Origin of the sequence: Rhodococcus pseudokoreensis (assembly GCF_017068395.1) — a bacterium.
Taxonomy (GTDB): Bacteria; Actinomycetota; Actinomycetes; order Mycobacteriales; family Mycobacteriaceae; genus Rhodococcus_F; species Rhodococcus_F pseudokoreensis.
In genome coordinates, this window is record NZ_CP070619.1 from 7396440 (window position 1) to 7422169 (window position 25730).

Annotated in this window: 30 protein-coding genes and 1 tRNA gene; 15 read left to right on the forward strand and 16 right to left on the reverse strand. The window is 65.7% G+C overall.

Annotation, left to right across the window (positions count from 1 at the left end):
* The first annotated feature begins 54 nt into the window (after positions 1 to 54).
* The gene (locus tag JWS13_RS38875) at positions 55 to 1293 is read left to right on the forward strand and encodes a L,D-transpeptidase (protein ID WP_124390080.1); all 1239 of its coding nucleotides are present in this window, start codon (positions 55 to 57) and stop codon (positions 1291 to 1293) included.
* Between the two features lie 61 nt (positions 1294 to 1354).
* Here the strand turns inward: JWS13_RS38875 and JWS13_RS38880 are convergent.
* Both JWS13_RS38880 and orn read right to left on the reverse strand, forming a co-directional pair.
* Positions 1355 to 1430 (reverse strand) — tRNA-His (locus tag JWS13_RS38880).
* An 86-nt stretch (positions 1431 to 1516) separates the two neighbouring features.
* Positions 1517 to 2116: an oligoribonuclease gene (orn, locus tag JWS13_RS38885; RefSeq protein ID WP_206011905.1), complete on the reverse strand. Its 600-nt coding sequence runs from the start codon at positions 2114 to 2116 to the stop codon at positions 1517 to 1519.
* 85 nt (positions 2117 to 2201) lie between these two features.
* On the opposite strand from orn, the gene JWS13_RS38890 reads away from it, so the two are divergent.
* Positions 2202 to 3938: a helicase HerA-like domain-containing protein gene (locus tag JWS13_RS38890; protein ID WP_206010579.1), complete on the forward strand. Its 1737-nt coding sequence runs from the start codon at positions 2202 to 2204 to the stop codon at positions 3936 to 3938.
* Here JWS13_RS38890 and cmrA read toward each other — a convergent pair whose 3' ends face one another.
* The 3 genes from cmrA to JWS13_RS38905 are packed head-to-tail and all read right to left on the reverse strand — an operon-like array spanning position 3939 to position 7332.
* A complete protein-coding gene (gene cmrA / locus JWS13_RS38895) occupies positions 3939 to 4742 on the reverse strand; it encodes a mycolate reductase (RefSeq protein ID WP_206010580.1) in 804 nt (267 codons plus the stop codon).
* A gap of 18 nt (positions 4743 to 4760) precedes the next feature.
* Positions 4761 to 6785, reverse strand: coding sequence for an NADPH-dependent 2,4-dienoyl-CoA reductase (locus tag JWS13_RS38900; RefSeq protein ID WP_206010581.1), 2025 nt, complete (start codon positions 6783 to 6785; stop codon positions 4761 to 4763).
* A gap of 13 nt (positions 6786 to 6798) precedes the next feature.
* On the reverse strand, positions 6799 to 7332 hold the full coding sequence (locus tag JWS13_RS38905; protein ID WP_206010582.1) for a PadR family transcriptional regulator: 534 nt from the start codon (positions 7330 to 7332) through the stop codon (positions 6799 to 6801).
* Between the two features lie 125 nt (positions 7333 to 7457).
* Here JWS13_RS38905 and JWS13_RS38910 point away from each other — a divergent pair, with 125 nt between their 5' ends.
* Complete coding sequence (locus JWS13_RS38910; protein ID WP_206010583.1) at positions 7458 to 8783, forward strand: MFS transporter; 1326 nt, start codon at positions 7458 to 7460, stop codon at positions 8781 to 8783.
* Here the strand turns inward: JWS13_RS38910 and JWS13_RS38915 are convergent.
* The 3 genes from JWS13_RS38915 to JWS13_RS38925 all read right to left on the reverse strand — a co-directional run bounded on the left by JWS13_RS38915 (position 8780) and on the right by JWS13_RS38925 (position 11021).
* Positions 8780 to 9358 (reverse strand): DUF4203 domain-containing protein, encoded by a 579-nt coding sequence (locus JWS13_RS38915; protein WP_206010584.1) that lies wholly within the window; start codon positions 9356 to 9358, stop codon positions 8780 to 8782. The genes JWS13_RS38910 and JWS13_RS38915 overlap by 4 nt on opposite strands.
* A gap of 77 nt (positions 9359 to 9435) precedes the next feature.
* Positions 9436 to 10287 (reverse strand): alpha/beta fold hydrolase, encoded by an 852-nt coding sequence (locus tag JWS13_RS38920; RefSeq protein ID WP_206010585.1) that lies wholly within the window; start codon positions 10285 to 10287, stop codon positions 9436 to 9438.
* Between the two features lie 26 nt (positions 10288 to 10313).
* Positions 10314 to 11021, reverse strand: coding sequence for a TetR family transcriptional regulator (locus tag JWS13_RS38925; RefSeq protein ID WP_206010586.1), 708 nt, complete (start codon positions 11019 to 11021; stop codon positions 10314 to 10316).
* A 118-nt stretch (positions 11022 to 11139) separates the two neighbouring features.
* Here JWS13_RS38925 and JWS13_RS38930 point away from each other — a divergent pair, with 118 nt between their 5' ends.
* Genes JWS13_RS38930 through JWS13_RS38940 form a run of 3 tightly spaced genes read left to right on the forward strand, consistent with a single transcriptional unit; the run spans position 11140 to position 13676 of the window.
* Positions 11140 to 12249, forward strand: coding sequence for a ferredoxin reductase (locus tag JWS13_RS38930; protein WP_206010587.1), 1110 nt, complete (start codon positions 11140 to 11142; stop codon positions 12247 to 12249).
* 32 nt (positions 12250 to 12281) lie between these two features.
* Positions 12282 to 13454: a fatty acid desaturase family protein gene (locus JWS13_RS38935; protein ID WP_206010588.1), complete on the forward strand. Its 1173-nt coding sequence runs from the start codon at positions 12282 to 12284 to the stop codon at positions 13452 to 13454.
* A gap of 12 nt (positions 13455 to 13466) precedes the next feature.
* Entirely contained in the window at positions 13467 to 13676 is a 210-nt protein-coding gene (locus tag JWS13_RS38940; RefSeq protein ID WP_206010589.1) for a hypothetical protein, read from the forward strand.
* 61 nt (positions 13677 to 13737) lie between these two features.
* Here the strand turns inward: JWS13_RS38940 and gdhA are convergent, their stop codons facing one another.
* Positions 13738 to 15081, reverse strand: a complete 1344-nt coding sequence (gene gdhA, locus JWS13_RS38945; RefSeq protein WP_206010590.1) for an NADP-specific glutamate dehydrogenase — start codon at positions 15079 to 15081, stop codon at positions 13738 to 13740.
* Positions 15082 to 15182: 101 nt separating this feature from the next.
* On the reverse strand, positions 15183 to 15686 hold the full coding sequence (locus JWS13_RS38950) for a winged helix-turn-helix transcriptional regulator (RefSeq protein WP_124390093.1): 504 nt from the start codon (positions 15684 to 15686) through the stop codon (positions 15183 to 15185).
* Between the two features lie 88 nt (positions 15687 to 15774).
* Here JWS13_RS38950 and JWS13_RS38955 point away from each other — a divergent pair, with 88 nt between their 5' ends.
* From JWS13_RS38955 to JWS13_RS38965, 3 genes are all read left to right on the forward strand, one after another.
* The gene (locus JWS13_RS38955; protein WP_206010591.1) at positions 15775 to 16491 is read left to right on the forward strand and encodes an SDR family oxidoreductase; all 717 of its coding nucleotides are present in this window, start codon (positions 15775 to 15777) and stop codon (positions 16489 to 16491) included.
* Positions 16491 to 17054 carry a PaaI family thioesterase gene (locus JWS13_RS38960; RefSeq protein WP_206010592.1) on the forward strand — a complete coding sequence of 188 codons (564 nt, stop codon included), beginning with the start codon at positions 16491 to 16493 and terminating at the stop codon, positions 17052 to 17054. Before JWS13_RS38955 ends, JWS13_RS38960 begins: the two co-directional genes overlap by 1 nt.
* A 231-nt stretch (positions 17055 to 17285) precedes the next feature.
* Positions 17286 to 18110, forward strand: coding sequence for an alpha/beta fold hydrolase (locus JWS13_RS38965; RefSeq protein WP_206010593.1), 825 nt, complete (start codon positions 17286 to 17288; stop codon positions 18108 to 18110).
* Positions 18111 to 18329: 219 nt separating this feature from the next.
* On the opposite strand, the gene JWS13_RS38970 is transcribed toward JWS13_RS38965, so the two are convergent.
* The 6 genes from JWS13_RS38970 to JWS13_RS38995 all read right to left on the reverse strand — a co-directional run bounded on the left by JWS13_RS38970 (position 18330) and on the right by JWS13_RS38995 (position 23174).
* Positions 18330 to 18776, reverse strand: a complete 447-nt coding sequence (locus JWS13_RS38970; protein WP_206010594.1) for a hypothetical protein — start codon at positions 18774 to 18776, stop codon at positions 18330 to 18332.
* Positions 18777 to 19489: 713 nt separating this feature from the next.
* Complete coding sequence (locus tag JWS13_RS38975; RefSeq protein WP_206010595.1) at positions 19490 to 20758, reverse strand: site-specific integrase; 1269 nt, start codon at positions 20756 to 20758, stop codon at positions 19490 to 19492.
* Positions 20759 to 20867: 109 nt separating this feature from the next.
* Positions 20868 to 21857 (reverse strand): hypothetical protein, encoded by a 990-nt coding sequence (locus tag JWS13_RS38980; protein WP_206010596.1) that lies wholly within the window; start codon positions 21855 to 21857, stop codon positions 20868 to 20870.
* Entirely contained in the window at positions 21844 to 22368 is a 525-nt protein-coding gene (locus tag JWS13_RS38985; protein ID WP_206010597.1) for a DUF6932 family protein, read from the reverse strand. Before JWS13_RS38985 ends, JWS13_RS38980 begins: the two co-directional genes overlap by 14 nt.
* 240 nt (positions 22369 to 22608) lie before the next feature.
* On the reverse strand, positions 22609 to 22785 hold the full coding sequence (locus JWS13_RS38990) for a hypothetical protein (RefSeq protein WP_206010598.1): 177 nt from the start codon (positions 22783 to 22785) through the stop codon (positions 22609 to 22611).
* Entirely contained in the window at positions 22779 to 23174 is a 396-nt protein-coding gene (locus JWS13_RS38995) for a hypothetical protein (RefSeq protein WP_206010599.1), read from the reverse strand. Before JWS13_RS38995 ends, JWS13_RS38990 begins: the two co-directional genes overlap by 7 nt.
* A gap of 314 nt (positions 23175 to 23488) precedes the next feature.
* On the opposite strand from JWS13_RS38995, the gene JWS13_RS39000 reads away from it, so the two are divergent.
* From JWS13_RS39000 to JWS13_RS39025, 6 genes are read left to right on the forward strand one after another with little or no spacing between them, the layout of a single operon-like run.
* On the forward strand, positions 23489 to 23716 hold the full coding sequence (locus tag JWS13_RS39000; RefSeq protein ID WP_206010600.1) for a hypothetical protein: 228 nt from the start codon (positions 23489 to 23491) through the stop codon (positions 23714 to 23716).
* 1 nt (position 23717) lies between these two features.
* Positions 23718 to 23978 (forward strand): hypothetical protein, encoded by a 261-nt coding sequence (locus JWS13_RS39005; RefSeq protein ID WP_206010601.1) that lies wholly within the window; start codon positions 23718 to 23720, stop codon positions 23976 to 23978.
* Positions 23975 to 24733: an alpha/beta fold hydrolase gene (locus tag JWS13_RS39010; RefSeq protein ID WP_206010602.1), complete on the forward strand. Its 759-nt coding sequence runs from the start codon at positions 23975 to 23977 to the stop codon at positions 24731 to 24733. The genes JWS13_RS39005 and JWS13_RS39010 overlap by 4 nt, the downstream gene beginning before the upstream one ends.
* A complete protein-coding gene (locus tag JWS13_RS39015) occupies positions 24730 to 25029 on the forward strand; it encodes a hypothetical protein (RefSeq protein ID WP_206010603.1) in 300 nt (99 codons plus the stop codon). The genes JWS13_RS39010 and JWS13_RS39015 overlap by 4 nt, the downstream gene beginning before the upstream one ends.
* A complete protein-coding gene (locus JWS13_RS39020) occupies positions 25026 to 25247 on the forward strand; it encodes a hypothetical protein (protein ID WP_206010604.1) in 222 nt (73 codons plus the stop codon). Before JWS13_RS39015 ends, JWS13_RS39020 begins: the two co-directional genes overlap by 4 nt.
* A complete protein-coding gene (locus JWS13_RS39025; RefSeq protein WP_206010605.1) occupies positions 25248 to 25607 on the forward strand; it encodes a hypothetical protein in 360 nt (119 codons plus the stop codon).
* The last annotated feature ends 123 nt before the right edge of the window (positions 25608 to 25730 follow it).

Genomic DNA, 25730 nt, shown 5'->3' on the forward strand with positions numbered 1-25730 from the left:
GGACGTGCCGGCTTGAACGTGAATTCGGAGCGAGGACGTGAAGTGGGGTTATCCATGGGTGTGGGGCGTGGCGGGCGCATGCGTGCGCAATCGGTGAGTTCCGTCTCGAAGACGGCGACGATTGTGGCGGCATCACTCGTATTCGCATTGTCGATCGCAGGGTGCACCGTCTCCGGTGCCGACAGCGTCACGTCGGAAGGTGAGGCGCCGATCGATTCCAATCCGGTCACCGAACTCATCAAGCCGAAGCTGACGGCGTCGGCAGTCGATGGTGCGGTGGGATTCTCGCCGGGACAACCGGTGACGGTGACGGTGGCCGACGGCACGCTGGCGAAGGTCACCATGCTCAACCCGGAGGGCGAGCCGGTCGACGGCGCCATCGCCCCCGACGGGTTGTCCTGGGTCAACACGGAGCCGCTGGGCTACGACAAGGAGTACCGGCTCGAGGTGAAGGCGAACGGGCTCGGTGGCGGCACCGTCTCGACGTCCGAGTTCACCACCAGCGCGCCCGGAAACGTCACCAAGCCGTACGTGCTGCCGTCCGAGGGCGACGTGGTAGGCATCGGTCAGCCGATCGCCGTCCAGTTCGACGAGAACATCCCCGACCGCAAGGCGGCGGAGTCGGCGATCACGGTGACGACGACTCCGCCCGTCGAGGGCGCGTTCTACTGGGTGAACAACCGCGAGGTGCGGTGGCGTCCGCAGAGCTACTGGGCACCCGGCACCGCCGTGGACGTGAAGGTCGCCGTGTACGGCCGGGATCTCGGTGACGGCCTGTTCGGTCAGGAGGACGTCCATACCGCGTTCACGATCGGCGACGCCGTCGTCGCGACCGCGGACGACAACACCAAGCAGGTCACGTTCGAGCGCAACGGCGAAGTCATCATGACGATGCCCACGTCGATGGGTAAGGACGACACACCCACCGACAACGGCGTCTACATCATCGGCGACCGGTTCGCGAACCTCGTCATGGATTCGTCCACGTACGGCGTGCCCGTCAACTCGCCGCAGGGATACAAGACTCCCGTCGACTGGGCCACGCGAATGTCGTACAGCGGCATCTTCTTCCACTCGGCGCCGTGGTCGGTGGGGCAGCAGGGCTACTCGAACGCGAGCCACGGCTGCCTGAACCTCAGCCCGTCCAACGCGAAGTGGGTGTACGACAACACGAAGCGCGGCGACATCGTCGTCGTCAAGAACACGCTGGGCGGCACCCTGTCGGGCACGGACGGCCTCGGGGACTGGAACATCCCGTGGGATGTCTGGAAGGCGGGCAACGCCAACGCCTGACGGCGGCGAGAGACCAATTGCAAAGAGGAAAGCCCCCGGCCGAGGCCGGGGGCTTTCCGTGTGGGGTGAGTGACGGGACTCGAACCCGCGACACCCAGGATCACAACCTGGTGCTCTACCAGCTGAACTACACCCACCACTGTGCTTCTGTCACCGCCCGGGGGCAGTAACTTCGGCGAGGAAGATATTAGCGCGTTCGATGCGCAAAACGCCAATCGGTATCTCAGGCGGGTCCGAGTTCCTCGACGACTGCGGCGATGTCGCTGGTAGACGGTCCGGGCTCGGATACGAACGCCGTTTTCCGGTAGTACTTCAACTCCCGGATCGACTCCTTGATGTCTGCCAGGGCGCGGTGGGCGAGACCTTTTTCGGGCTGACCGAAGTAGATCCGCGGGTACCAGCGCCGGGACAGTTCCTTGATGGAGCTGACGTCGATCATGCGGTAGTGCAGGTAGGTGTCGAGGTCCGGCATGTCGCGGGCGATGAATCCGCGGTCGGTGGCGATCGAGTTGCCTGCGAGCGGCGCCGTGCCTGCGACGGGGACGTGCTCGCGGATGTAGGCGAGCACCTGCTGCTCGGCGTCGGCGAGGGTGACCGTGGATTTCCGGACCTCGTCGGTCAGTCCCGAGTTCTCATGCATCTTGGTCACCACGTCGGGCATGGCCGCGAGCGCGTCGTCGTCGGCGTGGATGACGATGTCGACACCCTCACCGAGTACGTTCAACTCGCTGTCCGTGACCAGAGCCGCGATCTCGATCAGCTTGTCGGTACCGAGGCGGAGCCCGGTCATTTCACAATCGATCCACACAAGTTTGTCCTGCACCAGGAACACAGTAGTCACGTGTGTGACGGGATAAGGTCTGCGGTGGACACTTTCTCCCGATGTGTGTGATCCGAGGAGGGCTTGGATGACCCCGCAATCCCAGGACGGCGACGCGACCTCGACCCCGGCGGAAAGGGCGGCGGCCGCGAGGGCGGCAGCCGCCGAGGCGGCCAGGGTTGCGGCGGAGGCTGCGGCAGCAGCGGAGGCGGCCGAGCAGGAGGCCAGGGACGCGGAGGCGGCGGAGAACCGTGTTCCTGCAGGCGTCGCCGCCCCGTCGGGTGCCGCCGCGGACATCGCGGCCGGGTACTCCTCTGAGGGTGCGGCGCTGGAACTGGGAACCGTGGTTCTGGACGGCGCCGTGGATCCCGCGGCCCGCGTGCGCATCCCCCTCGCGACGATCAACCGGCACGGACTCGTCGCCGGCGCCACCGGGACGGGAAAGACGAAGACGCTGCAGGGTATTGCCGAGCAGTTGTCGGCTGCAGGAGTTCCCGTGGTGATGGCCGACGTGAAGGGCGACCTGTCGGGCCTGTCACAGCCGGGCGAGGCCACCGGCAAGATCGCGGCCCGGGCGGCCGAGACGGGCGAGGACCAGTGGCGGCCCGCGGGATCCCCCGTCGAATTCCTCTCGCTGGGAACGGAAGGCCTGGGCATCCCCGTCCGCGCGACCATCACCGCGTTCGGGCCGATCCTGCTCGCCAAGGTGCTCGGGCTCAACGAGACTCAGGAGTCCACGCTGGGGCTGATCTTCCACTGGGCCGACGTCCAGGGGCTTGCGCTGCTCGATCTGAAGGATCTGCGATCGGTCATCGCACACCTCACCAGCGACGAGGGCAAGGCCGATTTGAAGGGCATCGGCGGCGTGTCCCCGGCCACGGCCGGTGTGATCCTCAGGGCCCTCGTCAATCTCGAAGCGGACGGCGGCGACACGTTCTTCGGGGAACCCGAACTCGAGACCGAGGATCTGCTCCGGGTGATCGACGGCACGGGTGTGATCACGTTGTTCGAGTTGGGCGCCCAGGCCGCGCGCCCCGCACTGTTCTCCACGTTCCTGATGTGGGTGCTGGCGGATCTGTTCCAGACCCTGCCCGAGGAAGGCGATCTCGACAAACCCAAGCTCGTCTTCATCTTCGACGAGGCGCACCTGCTGTTCGCGGACGCGTCGAAGGCGTTCCTGCAGCAGGTCGAACAGACCGTGAAGCTCATCCGCTCCAAGGGCGTGGGGGTGTTCTTCTGCACCCAGTTGCCGACGGACGTCCCGAACGCGGTGCTGTCGCAACTCGGTGCCCGAATCCAGCACGCGCTGCGCGCCTTCACGCCCGACGACCAGAAGGCGCTGACCAAAACGGTACGGACGTACCCGACCACCGAGAACTACGACCTCGAGAAGGCCCTCACGTCACTGGGCATCGGCGAGGCGGTCGTGACGGTCCTGTCGGAACGGGGCGCGCCGACACCGGTGGCCTGGACGAGGATTCGGCCTCCCCGCTCGCTGATGGACACCATCGGCAACGACGCGATCAGGGCTGCGGCGGCGTCGAGCCCGCTTCACGCGAAGTACGGGCAGACCGTCGACCGGGAATCGGCGTACGAGAAGCTGACGGCCAAGGTCGCCGGTGCGCCTGCCGCGGAACCGGGCCTCGACCTGCCCCCGCTGCCCGACCTGCCGCCCCCTGCGCCCGCGCAGCCGGAGGGGCCGAACATGGCCGAGCAGATCCTCGGGAACTCCGCGGTGAAGAGTTTCCTCCGCTCGGCAGCGTCGGCGGCAGGCCGCGAGATCTCCCGCAGCATCTTCGGGACCGGGCGACGTCGCAAGCGGTGACTAACTGCCCAGCTTCTTGTAGAACGTCCCGACGATCGGCGCGACCACCGCGCGCGGGCTGTACTGCCCGGCAACGGACATCGCCTTGCTGATGATGCCGGGCACGACGCGCATCTTGTTGTCGGCCAGGCCGTCGAGCGACACCTTGGCGGTGTATTCGCTGGAGATCCACAGGAAGTCGGGCACCAGCCTGTCCACGATCGACGCATCCGCCGGGTCGGGCTCCTCGGTGCGCACCGGTCCGGGGGCGAGCAGGGTGACGTTCACGCCCGTTCCCTTCAGTTCGCCGCGCAGCGATTCGGAGAACGTGTTGACGAACGCCTTGCTGGCCGCGTAGGTGGCGTTGTGGGGGATGGGCATGTTGCCCGCGGCCGAGCCGACCATGAGGATCGCCCCGGACCCGCGTTCGATCATCCCGGGCAGCACCGCGAGGGTGAGGTCGTGCACCGCAACGGCGTTGAGCTCCACCTGGGCCCGCTCGTAGGCGGGGTCGAGTCCGGCGACGGGCCCGAACGTGGCGATGCCCGCGTTGTTGCACAGGACGCTGACCTCACGGCCCGCAAGTTCGGTGACCAGCGCGGCCCGCGCGTCCCGATCCGACAGGTCGCACGCGCGCACGTCGACCTCGACGCCGTACTTGTCGCGCAGGGTCCCGGCGAGTGACTCCATCACCTCGCCGCGGCGCGCGACGAGGATCAGGGAGTGGCCCCGGGAGGCCAGGTCGGCGGCCAGCGCCTCGCCGATTCCGGACGAGGCGCCGGTCACGACGGCGCGGGCACTGGGGGTGGGGTTCGGCAAGCTCACGGTCAGCAGCGTAGTGCGTCAGATGCGGGCCGCGAGCCGGGTGCCCTGCTCGATGGCGCGCTTGGCGTCGAGTTCGGCGGCGACGTCGGCGCCCCCGATGACATGGGTGGTGACGCCGGCGACGGTCAGTTCGTCGACGAGGTCACGCACCGATTCCTGGCCCGCGCAGATCACGACGTTGTCGACGGCCAGGGTGCGGGGCTTCTCCCGCTTGGTGCCGAACGTGATGTGCAGGCCGTCGTCGTCGATGCGCTCGTAGTTGACCCCGGACAGTTCCTGGACGCCCTTGCTCTTCAGCGCCGCCCGGTGGACCCAGCCGGTGGTCTTGGCGAGTCCCGCGCCGATCCGGCCGCTCTTGCGTTGCAGTAGGTACACCTCGCGCGGCGACGGTTCCGGAATGGGGGTGGTGAGGGCGCCCGCCGCCGCTTCGGGTTCGGTGACACCCCACTCCTGCTTCCATTCCTTCAGATCGAGAGTCGGCGAGTGCTCGTGGGTAAGGAATTCGCTGACGTCGACGCCGATCCCGCCGGCTCCGATCACCGCGACCGACCGTCCGACGGGCCTGCCACCCCGGACGACCTCCGGATACGTGAGCACCTTCGGATGATCGATCCCCGGAATCGACGGGACGCGGGGCGTCACTCCGGTCGCGACGATCACCTCGTCGTACGTGCCGACCAGCTCGGTCGCGGTGACGCGGGTGTCGAGCCGGACGTCGACGCCGGCGAGCGGCAGCTGGCGGTTGTAGTACCGGATGGTCTCCGCGAACTCCTCCTTACCGGGAATTTTGCGGGCGATGCCGAACTGGCCGCCGATCTCCGAATCCGCCTCGAACAGGGTCACCGCGTGGCCGCGCTGAGCCAGGCCGAGCGCCGCGGACAGCCCCGCGGGGCCGGCGCCGACAACGGCGACCCGCTTCGCGGTCCGGGTGGGGGAGAGCGTCAGTTCCGTTTCCCGGCCTGCCCGCGGATTCAGCAGGCACGATACGTGCTTGCGGACGAAGGCGTGGTCGAGGCAGGCCTGGTTGCACGCGATGCATGTGTTGATCTCGTCGGGGGTGCCTGCCTCCGCCTTCCGCACCCAGTCGGGATCGGCGAGCATCGGGCGTGCCATCGAGATCAGCTGTGCGTCACCGCGGGTCAGGATCTCCTCGGCGACCTCCGGCATGTTGATCCGGTTCGACGCGGCCACGGGGATGGTCACGTGCTTCTCGAGTTTGCCGGTGATGTCGGCGAACGCGGCCCGCGGCACCGACGTCACGATCGTGGGAACACGCGATTCGTGCCAGCCGATGTCGGTGTTGATGATTGTGGCGCCCGCCGCCTCCACTTCCTGTGCCAGCGCGACGATCTCGTCCCAGGTCTGACCGCCCTCCACGAGGTCGGCCATCGACAGGCGGAAGATGATGATGAAGTCCGGGCCGACCGCCTTGCGCGTGCGGCGGACGATCTCGACGGCCATCCGGCGGCGGTTCTCGGGAGTACCACCCCACTCGTCGGTGCGCTTGTTGGTGCGCTCGCACAGGAACTGGTTGACGAAGTAGCCTTCGCCGCCCATGATCTCGACGCCGTCGTAATTCGCCTGCTGCGCGAGACGCGCGCAGCGAACGAAGTTGCGGATCTGCCAGCGGACGCCGCGACCGGTGAGTTTGCGGGGCCGGAACGGGTTGATCGGCGCCTTGATCGACGAGGCGGAGACACTGAACGGCTGGTAACTGTACCGGCCTGCGTGCAGGATCTGCAGGGCGATCTTGCCGCCCTCGTCGTGCACCGCCTTCGTGATCGCGCGGTGCCTGCGGGCCTCGACACGGTTGGTGAGCTTCGCGCCGAACGGCAACAGCCAGCCCGTCCGGTTGGGCGCGTAACCGCCGGTGACGATCAGCGCGACCCCTCCGCGGGCGCGCTCGGCGAAGTACTCCGCCAGCCGGGGGACGTCCTTGGCGCGGTCCTCGAGTCCGGTGTGGATGGAACCCATGATCACCCGGTTCTTCAGCGTCGTGAAGCCGAGGTCGAGGGGGGCGAGCAGCTGGGGGAACTGTGTCATTGGCGGCGTGTCCTTAGTGTGAGAGCGCGTCGAGTACTTCTTGACACCAGTCGGCGAACCCCTCCTCGACGCGGATTCCGCCGCGCAGGACGAGGTACTGGTGCAGGGCCGCCCCGGAGAGCTGGTCCGGTGCGGGAAAGTCGCGTTTTTCGATCATGCGGTAGACCTCGAGCCGGGCGGCGTGGCCGTCGCGGTGGCGGGCGACCTCGGCCGTGAGTGCGGCGACGTCCCCGTGTCGAGCGGCGCGGATCTTCACGGCCAGCTCGTTGCGCAGGTGATTGGGCTCGGTGGGTTCGGCGATCCAGCGCGCGAGTTCCGCGCGTCCGGCCGCACTGACCCGGTACACCTTCTTGTCGGGTCGGCCGTCCTGCGCCACCACCTCGGCGTCGACCCAGCCGGCCTCGTCCATGCGTTTGAGGACGCGGTAGATCTGCTGGTGGGTGGCGCTCTGGAAGAAGCCGATGGACTTGTCGAACCGGCGCGCCAATTCGTAGCCCGAGCCGGAGTGCTCGGTCAGGGAGACGAGGAGCGCATGTTCGAGTGCCACGAACCGAAGTATGTATGCAACGAGGTGCCTATGCAACTGAGTGCACACTAAGTTGATCTGCCCGAGCCGGACTTCGTGACGTCAGACCGCACGCACTCCCCACCTGCTCGCATAGGCTCGCGGGCATGAGCACCGACGTTCGTCCGCCGGCCGGGATCGGCGAGGCCGCGACGCGCAGACAGGTTGTCGCGTGGGGGCTGTGGGACTGGGGTTCGGCGGCCTTCAACGCCGTGATCCTCACGTTCGTCTTCTCCGTGTACCTGACGGACGCCGTGGGGGAGGACCTGCCGGGATCGATCTCCGCGAGCACCTGGCTGGGGTGGTCGCTCGGCATCGCCGGTTTCCTCATCGCCGTGCTCGCCCCCGTCACCGGTCAGCGATTCGACGCCGCGGGACGACGCAAGTGGGCGCTCGGCGTCCTCACCTTCGCGACGGTCGGGTGCATGGCGGCGATGTTTTTCGTCCGCGACTCCTATCAGTACCTGTGGCTCGGGCTGGTGCTCCTCGCCGCGGGTTCGGTGATCTTCGAACTGGCCGGCGTCCCGTACAACGCGATGCTCAGGCAGGTGTCCACGCCGTCGAACATCGGCAGGGTGTCCGGGTTCGGCTGGGCGATGGGCTATTTCGGTGGGATCGTGCTCCTGCTGCTGTGCTACTTCGGTTTCATCGCCGGGGACGGCGACACTCGGGGATTCCTCGGGCTCACCACCGACGGCGGCCTGAACATCCGGATGGTCGCGCTGCTGGCCGCCGTCTGGTTCGCGGTCTTCGCGATCCCCGTGCTGGTGAAGGTCCCCGAGCTGCCCCGCACGCACGCGGATCCGGGTGCGGACAAGGCGGGCTTCGTCGAGTCGTACCGGGTGCTGTGGCGGGATCTGCGCGACCTCTGGTCCGCCGACCGGCGCACCGTCTACTTCCTGGTGGCGAGCGCGTTGTTCCGGGACGGACTGGCCGGTGTCTTCACGTTCGGCGCCGTCCTCGCCGTCAACGTCTACGGCATCAGCGCCGGGGACGTGCTGCTGTTCGGTGTCGCCGCCAACGTCGTCTCCGCGCTCGGCGCGCTCACCGCAGGCCGCTTCGACGACCGGATCGGTCCGAAGACCGTCATCATGACGTCCCTGATCGCGATGATCGTCGTCGGCATCGTTTTGATCGGGGTGTCCGGGCCTGCCATGTTCTGGATCTTCGGACTGCTGCTGTGCCTGTTCGTCGGGCCCGCGCAGTCGTCCGCGCGCACGTTCCTGGCCCGGATCACACCGCCCGGACGGGAGGGTCAGATGTTCGGCCTGTACGCGACCACCGGTCGCGCGGTGTCGTTCCTCTCGCCCACCCTGTTCGGGTTGTTCGCGTGGTGGTTCGCGGCGGATCGGGCGGGGATCCTCGGCCTGGTGATCGTGCTCGCGATCGGGCTGGCCGCGCTGACGGTGGTGAAGGCGCCCGAACGCGACTAGCGCCTCGCGCGACTGTCGTCGATCCGGAGCTTCTCCGGGAACAGCCGCCGCTGCGTCAACCAGCCCGCAGCCGCGATGGCGATCCAGACCAGCGACGCGAAGAACTGCTGCACCCCCTCGTTCGGCTGGTCGAGGAAACTCAGCGAGCCGATGGCCATGCCGAGGCCGGTCAGCACCATGCTGGCGCCGCCGAGCGCGGTGAGCCACAGCAGAGCCCGTGCCCGGTACCGGTCGGCGACGAACCCGCAGGCGACGGCGAGCGCGACGATCACGATTCCACTGAGGATCCAATTGACGTCCTCGGGTTGCAGCACCCGGCTGAGCTTGGCGCCGACCACCGCACCCGCGATGATCCCGATGAAGAATGCGGCAAACTTGAAGATCAGGGTGGTGGCCACCCACACCACGACCGCACCGATTGCCGCGAACAGGAACGTCGTCCCGAGCGACAGCGACAGCAGCTCGGCGAGCAGCCAGCCGAGGCCGAACCCCGAGGCGAGAACGGCGACGTGGAGTGAACCGACACCGGCGAAGCACAGAACGGCGCCGACCAGAAGGATTGCGATGCCACTCATGGTGCCCTCCCAGGGTGCACGAGACGAGTAGTGCCATCAAACCAGAACGCACGCCCCGCCGCGGGGAACGGTGGATTTCAGTTCGGTGTGGTTCCGGTGCGCGTGCGGATCGCGTCCGCGAGAGCGTCGGGACGCTGCTCGGGGATCCAGTGGGTGGCGCCGTCGAGCACGACGAATTCGTACGGCGCATCGACGAACTCGCCGCACCGCTCGGCTCCGGCCCGGCCCAGCGCCGTGTCTCCGGTGCTCCAGACGTACGTCGTGGGAACGGTGACGGCGGGTGTCTCCGCGAAGTCGCTCGTCATTGAGCGGTACCAGTTCAGCGCGGCGGTCAGCGCTCCCGGTTCGCCGAGCAGCGCGACGTGCTCGTCGACGAGTGCCGGCGGGACGACGTCACCGAACATCGCGCGCAGCGCCTGCGCGTCGTCGCGGAGCAGGACCCGTTCGGCCTTGCCCTCTGTTCTCAGGAGACGGATGTAGGAGGAGCGTTCCTTCTGATCGGCGTCCTCGCGCAACGCCCAGCCGAACGCGGCGGGGTGGGGCACCGAGACGGCGGTGAGCGAGGTGATCCGGTCGGGGTGCCGCGCCGCGACGACCCACGCCACGGCGGCGCCCCAGTCGTGGCCGACGAGATGCGCCCTCTCGAGGCCGAGTTCGTCGAGGAGTCCGACGACGTCCGCGACGAGGTGGTCGATCCCGTAGGCGTCGACGCCGTCGGGTCGCGCACCGGGTGAGTACCCACGCTGGTTCGGTGCGTACGTCCGTAGACCGGACTCGTTCAGCAGCGCGCTGACGGGTGCCCAGGACGCGGCGCTCTCCGGAAACCCGTGCAGCAGAACGACGGGCACCCCGTCTGCCGGACCGCTGATCGTGACGTCGAATGTCAGGTCGCCGAGAGTGACGTGCGCGTGTTCCGAGGTTGACAACATGCCCCCACCGTACGGCGAGAGCGCGGCTACGTTCCCGGATTCCACCCGCTCATGCCGAGCATGATCAGGCGCAGTTGCCGTTCGGCGCGCGCGACGACCTCGGCCTCGCTTCGGCTCCCGGGGCGATCGGCCTCGAGCAGATCGACGACGACCGCGAACATGGTGGACACGATCAGGTCGGCGGCCATCTCCAGGTCGTCGTGGTCCCAGGACTGCAGGCCGTCGATGCGGGACAGATCGACCGTGAGTTCGCTGACGAACAGCTTCATCTCGGTCGCGATCGCACGGCGAATTTCCGGCACGCCGCCGTAGCGTTCGCGGCTGAGGAACCGGAACTGCGCCTCGTGGGTGCGGACCTGCCGCACGAGAATGTCGAGCGACGCGCCTGCGCTCTTCGTGCTCGGGGTGCGGCGGGCGTCGCGCAGCATTTGCCGCAGAATCCGCATGCCCTCCTCGACGAGCACCACGCCGAGTTCCTCGATGGACGCGAAATGGCGGTAGAACGCGGTGGGCACGATTCCCGCGGTGCGGGCGACCTCGCGCAGGCTCACGCCGGCGAAACTGCGGTCCGCCATCAGTTCGAGCGTGCCGTCGAGGAGGGCCTTCCTCGTGCGCTCCTTCCGCGCTGCCCTGCTCTCGGGTTCGGCGCCGGTCGACTGACTCACGGCAGTGAGTGTATTCGCGGGGGAGAGCACCGCCACCACCTCCGGGTGTTCGCGTTCGTCGTCCGGCATGCGTATCCGACCCCTACCTCGAGTGTGCGTGCGGTCACATTGTGATTGACAAGTTCCTGTCCCCCTCTGTCACACTATTGTCAGTGTACAACCGTGCACTCAAATGGAGGAGGCCGACGTGTCAGTTGCCCACACCAGTCGTCCGGCGGAGGGACGCAGGTTCTCGCTGCTGTCGTTGTTCGAGGCGATGGCCACTCCGCACCAGCTCGACCGCTATCTCGAACTCGTCACGCCGATGGTCACCGTGCGCGACCTCCGCGCCGAAGTCGTCGGGGTCCAGCGGTCCACCGCCGACACCGTCACGCTCACGCTGCGCCCCACCCGCCAGTGGCGCGGATTTCGGGCGGGACAGTTCGTGCAGGTGGGAGTCGTGATCGACGGGGTTCGGCACACCCGCTGCTACTCGCCCGCCAATGCGCAGTCGTCCACCGACGGACACGTCGAGTTGACGATCAAGGCGCATCCCGACGGGCTCGTCTCGCAATATCTGCACGCGCAGGCCCGCCCCGGACTCGTGCTCGACCTGTCTCAGGCCGCGGGTGAATTCACCCTTCCGTCCCCTCGCCCTCGCCGGCTCCTGCTGGTGAGCGGAGGCAGCGGAATCACCCCGGTTCTGTCGATGCTGCGCACCCTCGTCGACGAGGAGCACGTCGGAAGCATCACTTTTCTGCACTACGCGTACACCGAAAACGACGTCGCGTACCTCGACGAGTTGCGCGCACTCGCGGACGCCAACGCCAACGTCTCCCTCGTGCTGGCGTACACCGACCAGGAGGCCGGCGGGCACCTGCACGGGTTCTTCGGTCAGGAGCACCTCGACGCGGTCGCGCCCTGGTACGCCGACGCCGAGACGTTCCTGTGCGGCCCGCCCGGACTGATGCGCGGCGTCCGGGAGGTGTACCGCGAACTCGGCATCGAGGACCGTCTGCACACCGAGGAGTTCGCTCCCGCCGCGACCCCGGCGGAAGGGGAGGCCGGTGGCGCGGTGTCCTTCACCGCCAGCGGCGTCACCGCCGACAACTCCGGTGCGACGCTGCTCGAACAGGCGGAAGCCGCCGGACTCCATCCCGAGTACGGCTGCCGGATGGGCATCTGCTTCTCCTGCACCACGGTGAAGACATCGGGGTGCACCAGGAACGTCCGCACCGGCGACACCGACACCGACCCGGACAAGGCGATTCAGCTGTGCGTCTCGGTCCCGGTGGGCGACGTCGCCCTCGACATCTGACTTTCACCCGACATCAACGTTTGGAGACCGACATGTTTGGACTCTCACTTTCGTTCCTCCCGTTCGTCGGCGGCGCCGACGGTCCCCGCAACGCCGCCCCGGTGGTGCTCAGTCACGACCAGGTCGAAGAGATCGGCAGGGAACTGGACGCCCTCCGCGACCGGACGGTCGCGGACCTCGGCGCCGAGGACCGCGAGTACATCTACAAGATCATCAAGGCGCAGAGGGGATTCGAGGTCGCAGGCCGCGGTCTGATGTACCTCGGCTTCTTCCCGCCGGCCTGGATCGCCGGCGTCGGCGCCCTCGGCGTGTCGAAGATTCTCGACAACATGGAGATCGGCCACAACGTCATGCACGGTCAGTACGACTGGATGCGTGAACCCGGCCTGAACTCGCGCGTGTTCGAATGGGACACCGTCTGCCCGGCCGACCAGTGGAAGCACTCCCACAACTACATGCACCACACGTACACCAACATCCTGGGCCGGGACCGGGACATCGGCTACGGCATCCTGCGGATCGACGAGGCGCAGAAGTGGAACCCCTACTACCTGGGGAACCCGGTCTACGCGTTCTTCCTGATGATGCTGTTCGAGTGGGGCGTCATGATGCACGACCTGGAAGCCGAGAACGTGATCCAGGGCAAGCGGAAGTGGCGCGACGTCAAACCGCTGTTGAAGGGCTGGTGGCGCAAGGCGGGCAGACAGGTGCTCAAGGACTACGTGATCTTCCCGGCGCTCACCGGGCCGCTGTTCGTCCCGACCCTGCTCGGCAACGTGACCGCCAACCTGATCCGCAACGTGTGGGCGTACTCCATCATCTTCTGCGGCCATTTCCCCACCGGCGTGCAGAGTTTCACCGAGGACGAGACCGCGGAGGAAACCCGCGGCGAATGGTACGTCCGGCAGATGCTCGGCAGCGCGAACATCGAGGGGAGCCCGCTGTTCCACATCATGTCCGGCAACCTGTCCCACCAGATCGAGCATCACCTGTTCCCGGACCTGCCCGCTCACCGGTACCCGGAGATGGCCCCCCTCGTGAAGGCGCTGTGCGAGAAGCACGGGCTGCCCTACAACACCGGCGGCTTCTTCAAGCAGATCGGCTCCGTGTGGGCGAAGATCTTCAAGTTCGCACTGCCGCCCGGTCTCGTCTCGTCCGACACCCCTCCCGGTGTTATCGTCGAGCGGCAGAAGACTGCAGCCTGAGAGGCGAAAAACATGGTGGGGAAGTTCGAGCGGCGCAAGGACACCGTGCAGGAACTGACGGAGTCGGCGGCCACACACGTGGGCCAGATCGCGACGATCATTGCGGGCGCCGTCCGGGACGTCACCCGGGAGATCGGCGACTGGGTGTCCGACGGTATCGAGATGCGCGAGGCTGCGAAGAAGGCCCGCGAAGACGAGGGCGAGGACGAGGCGGTCGACTGACGATCGTTGTCCGGGGGTGGGGCGCGGCCGGCGACGGACGCGCCCCACCTTTTCGCTTCTGCTAGATGACCCCGAGCGAGATCATGGCGTCGGCGACCTTCACGAAACCGGCGATGTTCGCGCCGTGCACGTAATCACCCGGCATGCCGTACTCGGCGGCCGTGGCGACGGTGCGTTCGTGGATGCCGCGCATGATCCCGGCCAACCGCTCGTCGGTGTACTCGAAGCCCCACGAGTCGCGGGATGCGTTCTGCTGCATCTCGAGTGCCGACGTCGCGACCCCGCCCGCGTTGGCTGCCTTGCCCGGTGCGAATGCCACTGCGGCATCGCGGAACACCTGGACGCCCTGCGGGGTGGTCGGCATGTTCGCGCCCTCGGCCACCGCCTGCACACCATTCGTGACCAGCGTCTTGGCTGCTGCTTCGTCGAGTTCGTTCTGGGTGGCGCAGGGGAGTGCGACGTCGCACGGCACATCCCAGATGGAACCGTTCGGCACGAACCGGGCGTGCGGCACGGTGTCCGCGTACTCGCTGATCCGTCCGCGCCGCACCTCCTTGATCTCTTTCAGGAGTTCGACGTCGATGCCCTTCTCGTCGACGACGTATCCCGCAGAATCGGAGGCCGCGATCGCGATTCCGCCGAGTTGGTGCACCTTCTCGATCGCGTAGATCGCGACGTTTCCGGAACCGGAGACGACGACGGTCTTGCCGTCGAGTGAACTGTTCGCGGTCTTCAGCATCTCGGCGACGAAATAGGCGACGCCGTACCCGGTGGCCTCGCGGCGCACCTGCGAGCCGCCCCAGGTGAGTCCCTTGCCGGTGAGGACGCCCGACTCGTAGGAGTTGGTGAGGCGCTTGTACTGGCCGAACAGGTAGCCGATCTCGCGTCCGCCGACCCCGATGTCACCGGCGGGGACGTCGGTGTATTCACCGATGTGGCGATGAAGTTCGGTCATGAACGACTGGCAGAAGCGCATGATCTCGGCCTCGGAACGGCCCTTGGGGTCGAAGTCGGAGCCGCCTTTGCCGCCGCCGATCGGAAGCCCGGTGAGGGCGTTCTTGAAGATCTGCTCGAACCCGAGGAATTTCACGATTCCCAGGTTCACGCTGGGGTGGAACCGCAGCCCACCCTTGTAGGGGCCGAGCACGCTGTTGTACTGCACGCGGAAACCGCGGTTGACGTGCACGTTGCCCGAATCGTCGACCCACGGCACCCGGAAGATGATCTGACGTTCGGGCTCGCACAGCCTCTCGATCAGTCCGGAATCGGCGTAGTGGGGACGATGCTCGAGCACGACCTGGAGCGATTCGAAGACCTCCGCGGCGGCCTGGTGGAACTCGGGTTCTCCGGCGTTCCGCAGGCGGACCTGCTCGTAGATCTCTGCTACCCGGTCGCGCGTTGACATAGACCACCCCTGCCTTACATGTGAGGACTTCTTTACCTGACGTTTACATCGGAAACTATAGACCGGTGTCGGGACGTCCTGTATTGGGCCGTGTCGGCAGGTCAGGGTTCCCGTCGAGGTGTGCGGGAATGCATTGCGACAGTGGTGTTCTCGACCGCCTCGCCGCAGTGTGCGCAACGGTGCTCCAGTTCCAGCGAGTGCCCGCACTCGTGCACGAGCACCGACGGAGCCTCGTCGACGGCCCACTTGCTGCCCCACTGGAACAGGGAGAGCAGCAGAGGTCGCAGCTCTTCGCCCGCGGGGGTGAGGTGGTACTCGAAGCGGGGCGGGTGCTCGGAGTACTGCCTGCGTTCGATGACGCCGACCTCCTCCAGTTTGCGCAGTCGCGCGGTGAGGATGTCGCGCGAGACGCCGATGTAGCCCGCGATCCGGTCGAAGCGGTGCACTCCATAGGACAGTTCGCGGATCACCAGCATCGACCAGCGGTCGCCGATCAATTCCATGGTGGCGGCGATGGCGCACGGTCTCGGCGCCAGGGGCATGCGGTCCATGACGATCTCGGGTGTTGCTGGCTGGGTGTCGCCGTTGCTCATGCTCTCCATCATAGAGGGTTGTGTTTTCCAACTGATAGGGATTATTGTCGTCGACATAGTTAGTTGGAAAAGCAGACTTACTCACCTCGAAGGGGTCGTCATGACCACGATTCAAGATCGAACGGTGCTGGTCACCGGGGCCAATCGCGGGCTCGGGCGGGCTTTCGTCGCCGAGGCGCTCGCACGAGGAGCGCGCACGGTCTACGCGTCGGCGCGCGACACGTCCACGATCGACGGGCACCCGCGGGTCGTGCCCATTCAGCTGGATGTCACGAACCCCGAATCGGTCTACGCCGCAGCCGAACTCGTCGGGGATCTCGGCGTACTGATCAACAACGCCGGAATCCTTGTCGGCGAGTCGCCGCTCACGGGCGATCTGGACGGGATGCGCCGCGAACTCGAAACCAACCTCTACGGGCCGCTCAACGTGACGCGCGCGCTCGCGCCGATCATCGCCGCCAACGGCGGTGGCGCGATCCTCAACGTGCACTCCGTGCTGTCGTGGCTGGCGATCGGCGGCTCCTACAGCGTCTCGAAAGCCGCCCTGTGGAGCGCCACCAACGCCATGCGCGCCGAACTCGCGGCGCAGAACATTCAGGTGGTCGGGCTGCATCTCGGTTACATGGACACCGACATGACCAGCGGCCTGGACGTGGAGAAGATCTCCGCGGCCGACGTCGCGCGACTGGCCTTCGACGGCATCGAGTCCGGCGCGCACGAGGTGCTCGCCGACGACACCACCCGCACCGTCAAGGCGGCGCTGTCCGGCGACCTCGACGTCCTCTATCCGCAGCCGGCGCAGAGGGGAGCCGCATAGTGAACGCGTTCGGAAACGGTGAAGTGTCGACCGTCGAGAGCCTGCCGGACGCCGGCGAGTGGGGCGAGACACGGTCGAAGATCGTGGAGTGGCACGACCCGGCAGGTCCGGCGCGCAAGGCCCGGGAACTCGACGGCCTCACCTACCTGCGGTCGATTCTCGACGGCAGCATTCCGGCGCCGCCCATCGCCAGCCTGATGAACCTGCGGTTCCTCGAGGCCGAGCCCGGGAGGGTGGTCTTCGCACTCGATCCCGACGAATCGCAGTACAACCCGATCGGTGCCATCCACGGCGGCGCCGTGTGCACGCTGCTCGATTCGGTCGCCGGCTGCGCTGTGCACACCACGTTGCCCGCGGGGTGGGGGTACACCTCGGTCGAGATCAAGGTCAACTACATCCGCGGGGCGACCCGCGACTCCGGGGCGCTCAGCGCCACCGGTGTCGTGAAGAAGGCGGGCCGCCGGATCGCCTTCGCGGAGGGGGAGGTCACCGACTCGCAGGGCCGCCTCGTGGCCACCGCCACCAGCACGCTGCTGGTGTTCGAGGTTCCACCGCAGAGCTGACGCCGGACGGTCGGGAAACCCGCCACTCGCGGAGGAAAGTGGCGGGTCCCGATGCACCGTTGCCCCGTCGGGTTGGGGCGATGCGTGAACAAGACTAATCAGTCGGTTTGCTACGCGCGAGTACGCGAGCACCGCCGCCGGTCGAAGCAGCCCTACGGCATACCGAAGTTTGATGTACTGAATTCCGTCCTCATCAGCGTCATTCCCGGAGCGGTCAAGGAAGGCACATTCATGGGCACGATCACCACGCAGGACGGCACGGAGATCTTCTACAAGGACTGGGGAACCGGTCAGCCCATCGTGTTCAGCCACGGCTGGCCGCTGTCGGCCGACGACTGGGACGCCCAGATGCTGTTCTTCCTCCAGCACGGTTATCGAGTGATCGCCCACGACCGGCGCGGGCACGGACGCTCCACGCAGACCGGCGACGGCCACGACATGGACCACTACGCCGACGACCTCGCGGAGTTGACCGCACACCTCGACCTCCACGACGCCATCCACGTCGGCCACTCGACCGGCGGCGGCGAGGTCGCGCACTACCTCGCGCGACACGGCGAGAGCCGGGTGTCGAAGGCCGCACTGATCAGCGCGGTGCCGCCGCTGATGGTGAAGACGGACGCGAACCCGGGCGGCCTGCCCAAGGCCGTGTTCGACGACCTGCAGGCGCAACTCGCGGCTAACCGTTCCGTCTTCTACCGCGACCTGCCGTCGGGGCCGTTCTACGGATTCAACCGGCCGGGAGTCGAGCCCTCGGAGGCGATCATCGAGAACTGGTGGCGGCAAGGGATGATGGGCGGTGCCAAGGCCCACTACGACGGCATCGTCGCCTTCTCGCAGACCGATTTCACCGAGGACCTGAAGAAGATCACAGTGCCGGTGCTCGTGATGCACAGCGAGGATGACCAGATCGTTCCCTACGCCGACGCCGGACCTCTGTCCGCGAAGCTTCTCGCCAACGGGACGTTGAAGACGTACAAGGACTTCCCCCACGGCATGCCCACCACTCAGGCGGAGACGATCAACGCCGACCTGCTCGCGTTCCTGAAGGAGTGACCCGAGGCCCCGCTGCCGGCACCCCCGATTCCCTGACTGTGCAGGTGATCGGGGGTTTTCGCCGTCCCAGGACTGGGTCGAATGAGTGCCCCCGGCAGGATTCGAACCTGCGACCAAGAGAGTCGCAGGCGCAAATCGCTGTTCTGGCTGGTCAATGCGGACGTTACAACGCCGTTGAGGCGCGTACTCTCCACTTACTCTCCACTTTGGCGCGCATGTCTACGGGTAGTAATAGATCCGAGGTGCCTCGCATGCGATCACGTCGTTCACGACAACAATGCCGAGATCCAGCACATCACCTGGGTACAGGGCTCCGGATTGTGAGACGCCCTTGAAAGCATGCTGATCACTTGCGAAGCAGTCCCCCACCGTCCAATAGATCGAAACGGAGTACTCGTAGTTCGCCACGACCCGATAGAAGCTCGTACAGCCGGATCCCGTGTCTCCGGTCCGCTCTTCTGGTCCGCCGATCAGAGTGACAGGCTGATTCTGCACGGCCGCCCCCGTTGTGTACTGCGCGCAAAAGGCGACCCTGCCGAGATCTTGGGCGTCGGCGGTCAGGCCTGAGACGAAGCTGAGTAGAAGGGTGAGCGCGGCGGTGATAGTCGCCGCCCGCCACGCCCGATGTCCCTGGGAGCCGTCGCTAGAGGAGCGTTGATTGTTCATGATGCCTGCTGGTGGGTGAAGTGGATATACGGTGTGTATCGGTTACCTGTGGCTGCTACGGCTGGCACACAACTTGCCGTCGAACCTCAACCCAGCCAAGGTTCAGTGTTTGTTCCGGAAGGAGGAGACCAGACTTCGACTGACCAGTGAACTGGTACGTCGGTCCAGTTACGCAGTCACCGGCACTGAAGTTGAGAGTTACGTAGTAATTGGCATTGGCGATAATGTTGTCGAATGACGTGCAACCGTCATCGGTGTCTCCTGCAAGCGATCCACCAGTCCAATTGAGCGCGATGGGTTGCTTGATTACGAACTCGCCGTTTTCGTATTGAGCGCAGGCCATCACCGATCCAATGCTGGGCGCTGACTGGGCTGGGGCTCGCGATCCAAGCATCACCGTGAGGGGGAGTAATAGCGCTAATGTTGCAACGAGCAACGGGACGCAACTAGCGAAGCCACCAGTTGTATGTCGTTGTCCAGTCATGATGTCCTGCAAAATGATTGATGCGCCGGACAATCGCCACGGGGTTAATCCGAAAGCTGCAAGTTAGCGGTGTTGCGGAGTGGGCGAGTCCATGGCGCTCGCCTACCGCGTCAAGGTATGAGCCGGTGCTGGTCGGTGCAGTATCGGCTCCCTGAGGGTTTGCACTCTTCAGTATGAACTGGAACATAGCCAGTCACAAGCCTAACGGTCGGTTTATCGCGAGGGCTGATTACTCCGCCAGCCCCTGTTGCTCGTCCGCCGTCGACGCTGTTTGCCTTACGGCTCTGTCGAGAATCGCTGCAACCTCCGGCCGCACCTTCCCCCGAGACATGTACTTGTCCATCGTCATCGACGGGCTCGCGTGCCCGAGCTGGTCCGCCGTGATCCGGGCACCCACCTTCGACTCGTCCAGCAGCGACGCCACCGTCCGCCGGAACGTGTGCCCGGTTACCCAGTCCAACCCGAGCGCCGCCCGCACCCGCCGCCACTGCACATTAAGCGCATCCGCGTCCCGGATCGTGCCGGCCGACGACGGGAAGAGCACCTGATGCGCATTCGGTGGCATCGCCAGCTTCCGGGCTCGCAGCATCGTCACCGCGAAGTCTGGCAACGCCAGCGTCCGGTGCGTGTTCTTCGGGTCGTCATCGCGGCTGACCAACGCCAACCCGACACCGGGCACTCGCGTCGCCTTCTCCGACAGTGTGATCGTCTTCGTCTGCAGATCCAAGTTCGGCCACGTCATCCCGATCAGCTCCGACGTCCGGACGCCGGTCGCTGCGAACATCGTGATCACGTCGACCAGATCCACGCTCGCGCAGTACTCCGCCACGGTCGGCACCCGGTACTTCGACGGCAGTGGAACCCCGCCCTTGCCGACCGCGGGGCAGGGGATCGTCGACTCGCGCAGGTCGGTCAGCAGCTTCGCGAGCTGCTCCGGCTCCAGCGCCCGGGTCGGCTTCTTCTTCAGTGAAGTCGGCGGCTTGGTATCGCGAACCGGATTCGTCTTCACCACACCCAGCCGAGTCGCCATCGAGAACATCCCCGAAAGCACCGAGCGGGTTGTCTTCGCGTTGCCGGCGCCGTTCACTTCGGCGACCGACCGGAGGAACGTTTCGAGCATCTGCGTCGACACCTCGTGCAGCCGCCACCCGCCGAGCTGCGCGGAGATGAATTTGGCCACTTCGTCGTACCGGATGAGGGTCCGCGGCGCCCGGCCGGCGTCGACGAGCCCTACCCGGTACGCCGCCCAGAGCTCGTCGATCGTGGTTGTGCCGTCCAGATCCCCGGTCGATTCGCACGCGCTCCGGAGCGCGGCGATCAGCACCCGTTCGGCCGCGGCCCCGGTCTTATCGACCACACCTTCCGGTGTGTAGCGACGCATTCGCCGGGTGCGGCCGTTCTCGGCCCGGCAGCGGCCGTCGGCATACCATCGACCGGGGGAGACCTGCGTGCGTTTGATGTGCCCCCACGTTCCGGGCGGCATCGGCGGACGCGCCATCGCCCAAGCTCCTTCATGAACTCAGTAGTTCGGGTTCGTCGCACCCCTGCGCCCGCTGGCGAGCACTGGGTGCCTCCCGTCGAACAACGGCACTGCTCGGCCGCGAGGACTAGTCGGGATGGTTATGCGGCGCAATAAAAAGGGCAGTATAGGTTCGCCGTTCCGCGCCGCCAGGCTTTATGGAAAGGCGACTCTCCACGGAGATATCCACCAACTGGCCGAGATGGAATGGAGTAAGATCGACATCGCCCTTCGCGATCGGAACAATTATTCGTTGACCCTCATTTTCTGGGTCGTCAATCTCTAGATCGATCTTCTTTCGATCACTGATCGTCCGCAAGCTGCCGGTAAGTGTGTCCACATCGGAATCGAGTCCGTGACCTTTCAAGACTGCCGAGAAGGTCGCACACTGGGCAGCCGACACCTCGACTTTGCGTCGTCCAATGCCTGGCCGTTGCCATGACAGGTTGAGGTCAAGCCGTGCGCTGGCGGCTGTCTCGGCAAGCGCCAGCGCGGCAGAGGCCACGCGCACGCCCAAATCGCCGAACAGTTCGTCGACACTGTCGAGTTGTTTGTCCAAGTCCGCTGCCGTGGACAGCACAGAAAAGGCTATATCGACGCTTGCCTCGACTAAGGGGGCGTTTTCGCCGACGAGGGGTATTTCACCGTTGGGGTACCGTTCGCGCGACTCATCGGCGACCGGCTGGAACTCCAAGACGACAGATCCGCGGCCGGGGGAAGAAGTTAAGGCGAGTTGCGTTCGCTGGATAATTTCCTGAGAAATCGGACCGCGGGAATATTTCACTCCCTCGTGCGAAGCTCCGGCGCTTGTGACCAGCCGCTGGAAGTTGGAAAGAACAATTCCTGCGTCGTCCAGATTCAGAGAGTGCCCGCGAACCCCGTCTCCAGTAAGTCGCAGGAAGCCGCGTGATTGATGAAGTTCGAGTCCACCCGCTAGCTCTGATGCAAACGACTGTAGGTGAAGGCGGCCGAGGTCCTCGGCGTCCGCCCACTCCGGGAACTCGTCGTCTGGTGCGTCTGACAACTCTTGTAGAAATTGGTCCATGAAGGCGTCATCGTCGAGATCATTTGTACCCATCGACGATCACCTCCACATATCCTCGCCGCGGCAGGGCGCACAGTCGCTCGGGCGGATCGCCCTTCGGAACTGAGCGCCTCCGCATCCAGAAGTCATCCCAGTAACCCCTCAATCGCAAGTATTCCTCATCTTCGGACTCGATAGTGACAGATGGGCGAACCCTCCAGGGAAGCACATACCCGTCGACGCGGAGGTTGCGGCGGTCGGCAAGTTCAGCGAGTCCCTTCGCGGTCACGAGCCGCTTGGCTCCTGCCGCAAGGCTGTTGATTTTGTCCTCGTTAATGACAAACACGACATCCACGTCGCTGGGGACCTCCTTATCGCTAAGGAGGGTCCCGGACAGCCAATAGGCCTCGATCCCGACGACCTTGGAGATGAGGGCGAGGAACTTCTCAAACTCGTCAAGCAGGTTTTGGCGGTGCGCATTGAATCCCCAGACGTCGCGTACCTCACTGAGTGTTGTGCGAACGCGCCCTGGTGGCAGGAACATGCCTGCATCGACATCTAGCATCTAGTTTCCGTTTCTACGTTCGTTGACCGAGTCAGCGGCTTGGGGACTGGTATCGCGCGACCTGCCGAAGATCGACCCGGTCACGAATGCAGGTGCAATGCCGCCGGCCATCACTCCGGCCGATAAGCCGGAGACAGGCAGCTGTTTGCTGCCGCGGTTGATGCCGAGACATTGGTGCACTCTTTCAGAACTGGTCGGTTTGGTTGTCTAAATCGCACCGACACGGGTGAGTGTTACCGGTCACGTCCCCTGCTCATCAATTCGATTGCTCTCGTAGGGACCGCCCAGAACAGCCCCGACTGCGAAGGTCAGGGCGATCCCGGCGCCGACCGCCGCGCCGGCAACCAACCCGGCCACGGCACCGGCCGCGCTAAGGATCAGGTTCTGCTGCTCAGCAGGCCGCTCCTCGTTCACCACGGCTGCCTCCGCAGCACTTCCTCGGAGATGTACTCCCGTTCAGCCTTGGTGAGAGTCTGAATCCGCACTCCGAGCATGTGAGGGTTGCTCCACAACTCGTCGGCCGCTTCGGCACCCGTTCGGGCCTCCGTCCATAGAAGGACGTCAAGAAGTTCGTCGAGGGTGATGAGTCGCCGGGCGGCGATCTCGTCGACAGTGCGTTCCTCATGGTCGCTGGGATCTCCGGTGCAGACAGTTCCTCGTTCGCGGTGTACTAGCTCGTGTGTGAGGGTGCTACGACGTCCGGCCTGGTTGAGATCCTGGCGGAGGTGGATTCCGTGGCGTGTCCAAGCCCCCTTGAGGTCGCCTGCAAGGGGTTGCCGCGTCGTTAATGTGACTTGCGGGAACATGTTTCGCAGTTGACGCCATGGATGGTAGCGGGGCACCCCGGCACTTTGTCAGTGCCAGCCGCTAATTTCTAGCAATTGCTGGGAAGGATGTGTCGTCGAATACATCACAGCCCCAATTGCATCTCAATCTCGATGATCGGACGATCCGTGCGGGTAGCATCCCGCTCCTGCCCAATGCCGGGTGCCCTCCTTGAAGTAACAGTGGCGCCACTCAGGCCCCAAACTCCGGACCGTCATCGTCTGGTTCGACCTCGACCTCAGGCGGGTACACGCGGCGCTGGCCCGGATCGCCGCACGCACCGAGGAGGCCCGCCGTGGCTGAACAACTGGTGTCCCCACAGGTCGAGGAACTGGCGCGGGAACTGGAGGCCGACCCCGAACTGCGGTCCGGCCGTCACATGCTGGTGATCGCCGAGGGCGACTGCCAGGTCCTGTCGATGTGCTCGTGCGGATTGTCGTTCCCCGCCGTCCGCCCGGACGTGTCCCTTGACGCCGTGTTCTCGGTTTACGAGAGGCACGCCATGACCTCCAAGGCGGTCTGACATGGCTGACACCTTGAGCCCCACGGAGCCATGCCGATCGTGCCGCGCGCCGATCGTCTGGGCGAAGACGCGGCTGAAGCTGATCCCGCTCGACCCAGAGCCGAGCGTGCACGGCACCGTCGCCGTCAACCACCAGGACGGCGTGCTCCACGCGATCGTGATCACCAAAGGACAGCGCCGCGCACTCAACGCCGCCGGCAGATCGCTGTACCTCGCCCACTTCGTCAGCTGCCCCCACGCGGGCGATTGGAGGAAGCGATGATCACCGTCCTCTGCTGCCGCGGTATCGGTGAATCAATGGGCGACGGCAGCATGCTCGCGAACGTCACGAAGCACCTCGACCCGCGGCGGTTCCGTGTCGTCGAGGTGCCATGGTCGGCGCAGTACGGGCCTGTCCCGGCGCCGCTCGGCTCCTCGTTCGACACGTCGCTTCGCACCGGGCGCCTGATGCTGCTCGACTACATCCGGCGCGACCCTAACCCCGTCGTGATCATCGGCTACTCGGGCGGTGGTGCGCTCGCCGGCAACGTGGCGGCAGAGATCGCGCGTGGCGAGCACCCCGCGCTGGACGTGCGAGGCGTTGGACTGATCTCAGACCCGCTGCGACCGATGACACGAACGGACTACACCTGGGGCATCGCCGGAAAACGGTGGATCAACGCCGACTTCCCGGTCTGGCACCTGGCCGACCCGTCCGACGTCATCACCAGCTGCCCCGAGGACTCGCCTCTGCGGACATTCGCCGATCAGTCGGCGTCGTTCGCCCTCGCCGACCTGCGGTCGTGGGGTTGGGACCTCGTCGACCGAATCCGCAGACGACGTTGGCAAGCCACGATCCGCGACTGGCACAACGCACCCGAGATCTGGCGCGCCTACACCCAGGCACTCCACGGCGCTGACGGGTACTTACGCCGCGGTGACCACACCAGCTACCACCTGCGCCGCTACCCCGGCAGCACTCGCACCTACACCGAGTGGCTCGCCGACCGAATCAACGAAATCCGGGAGGCGTCATGAGCATCCAGGTGCTCGATGTGACCGGGCCGCCGGCGCCCGTGATGTCCTGCGAGCTGTCCGGGCTCGGTCACTGCGCCCGCAAGCACCCGGTCGGTTACCCGAACGGCCCCGACCGTTTCCTGTGGGGCGTCGCCTGGATCACCGACGACGGTTGCATGCACCCATTCCAGTACGTCCTGACCCAGGACGAAGCGGTCGAACACCTCGGACGTGAACTGGCGAATTGGTGCGCGCGCCGACCGGTCGTGCTCGTGCGGCGCGAGAGCGCATCCGACCCGTGGGAGGCGACCCTGTGAGCGTCGATCAGATCGACATGTTCGAGCCGGATCCCGCCGAGGTCGAGCGCCTGGCGGAAGTCGCATTCGACGCATGGTCCGGGGCGTGGCGCACTAAGCCCGAACTGCTCCGCTGGAGCGACCTCCGACATGACAACGCGAAGGAGAAGTTCCGCGCCGCTGTGCGGGCCGTCCTCGCGGCACAGGCAACCCGACCACCGGAAGGGAGGGCCGAATAGGTGGGGCTCCCATGGGCGCGAACAGACACCAATCTGCCAATCCACGACAAGATCCTCGACCTCATCGGAATGGGCCCAAAAGGTAAGGGAGCGGCGTTCGTTTACGTCTCTTCCTACCTCTACGCGGCCGATAACGGCACGGACGGATTGATCAAGAAGGCCGTTCTGCCGTTCATTCACTGCTCACCACATGAGGCGAAATTGCTCGTCTCGGTGGGCCTGTGGGAAGCCGAGCCGCCGGGCAACTACCGCATCAAGAACTACGGCACGAAACAGGCTGTTGGGTTCGCTCAGCAGGCATTACACGAAGCCCGGTCAGCGGCCGGGAAGAAGGGGGCGGACTCACGATGGGGCGAATGAACCCGGTTTTGCCATATGGCAAACGGCATGGCAAAACGATGGCAAAACGCCATTTGCCATTTCGATTTGACAATGGCACTACCCTACGTACGAACGAACGAACTTACGTAGATAACTACTTGC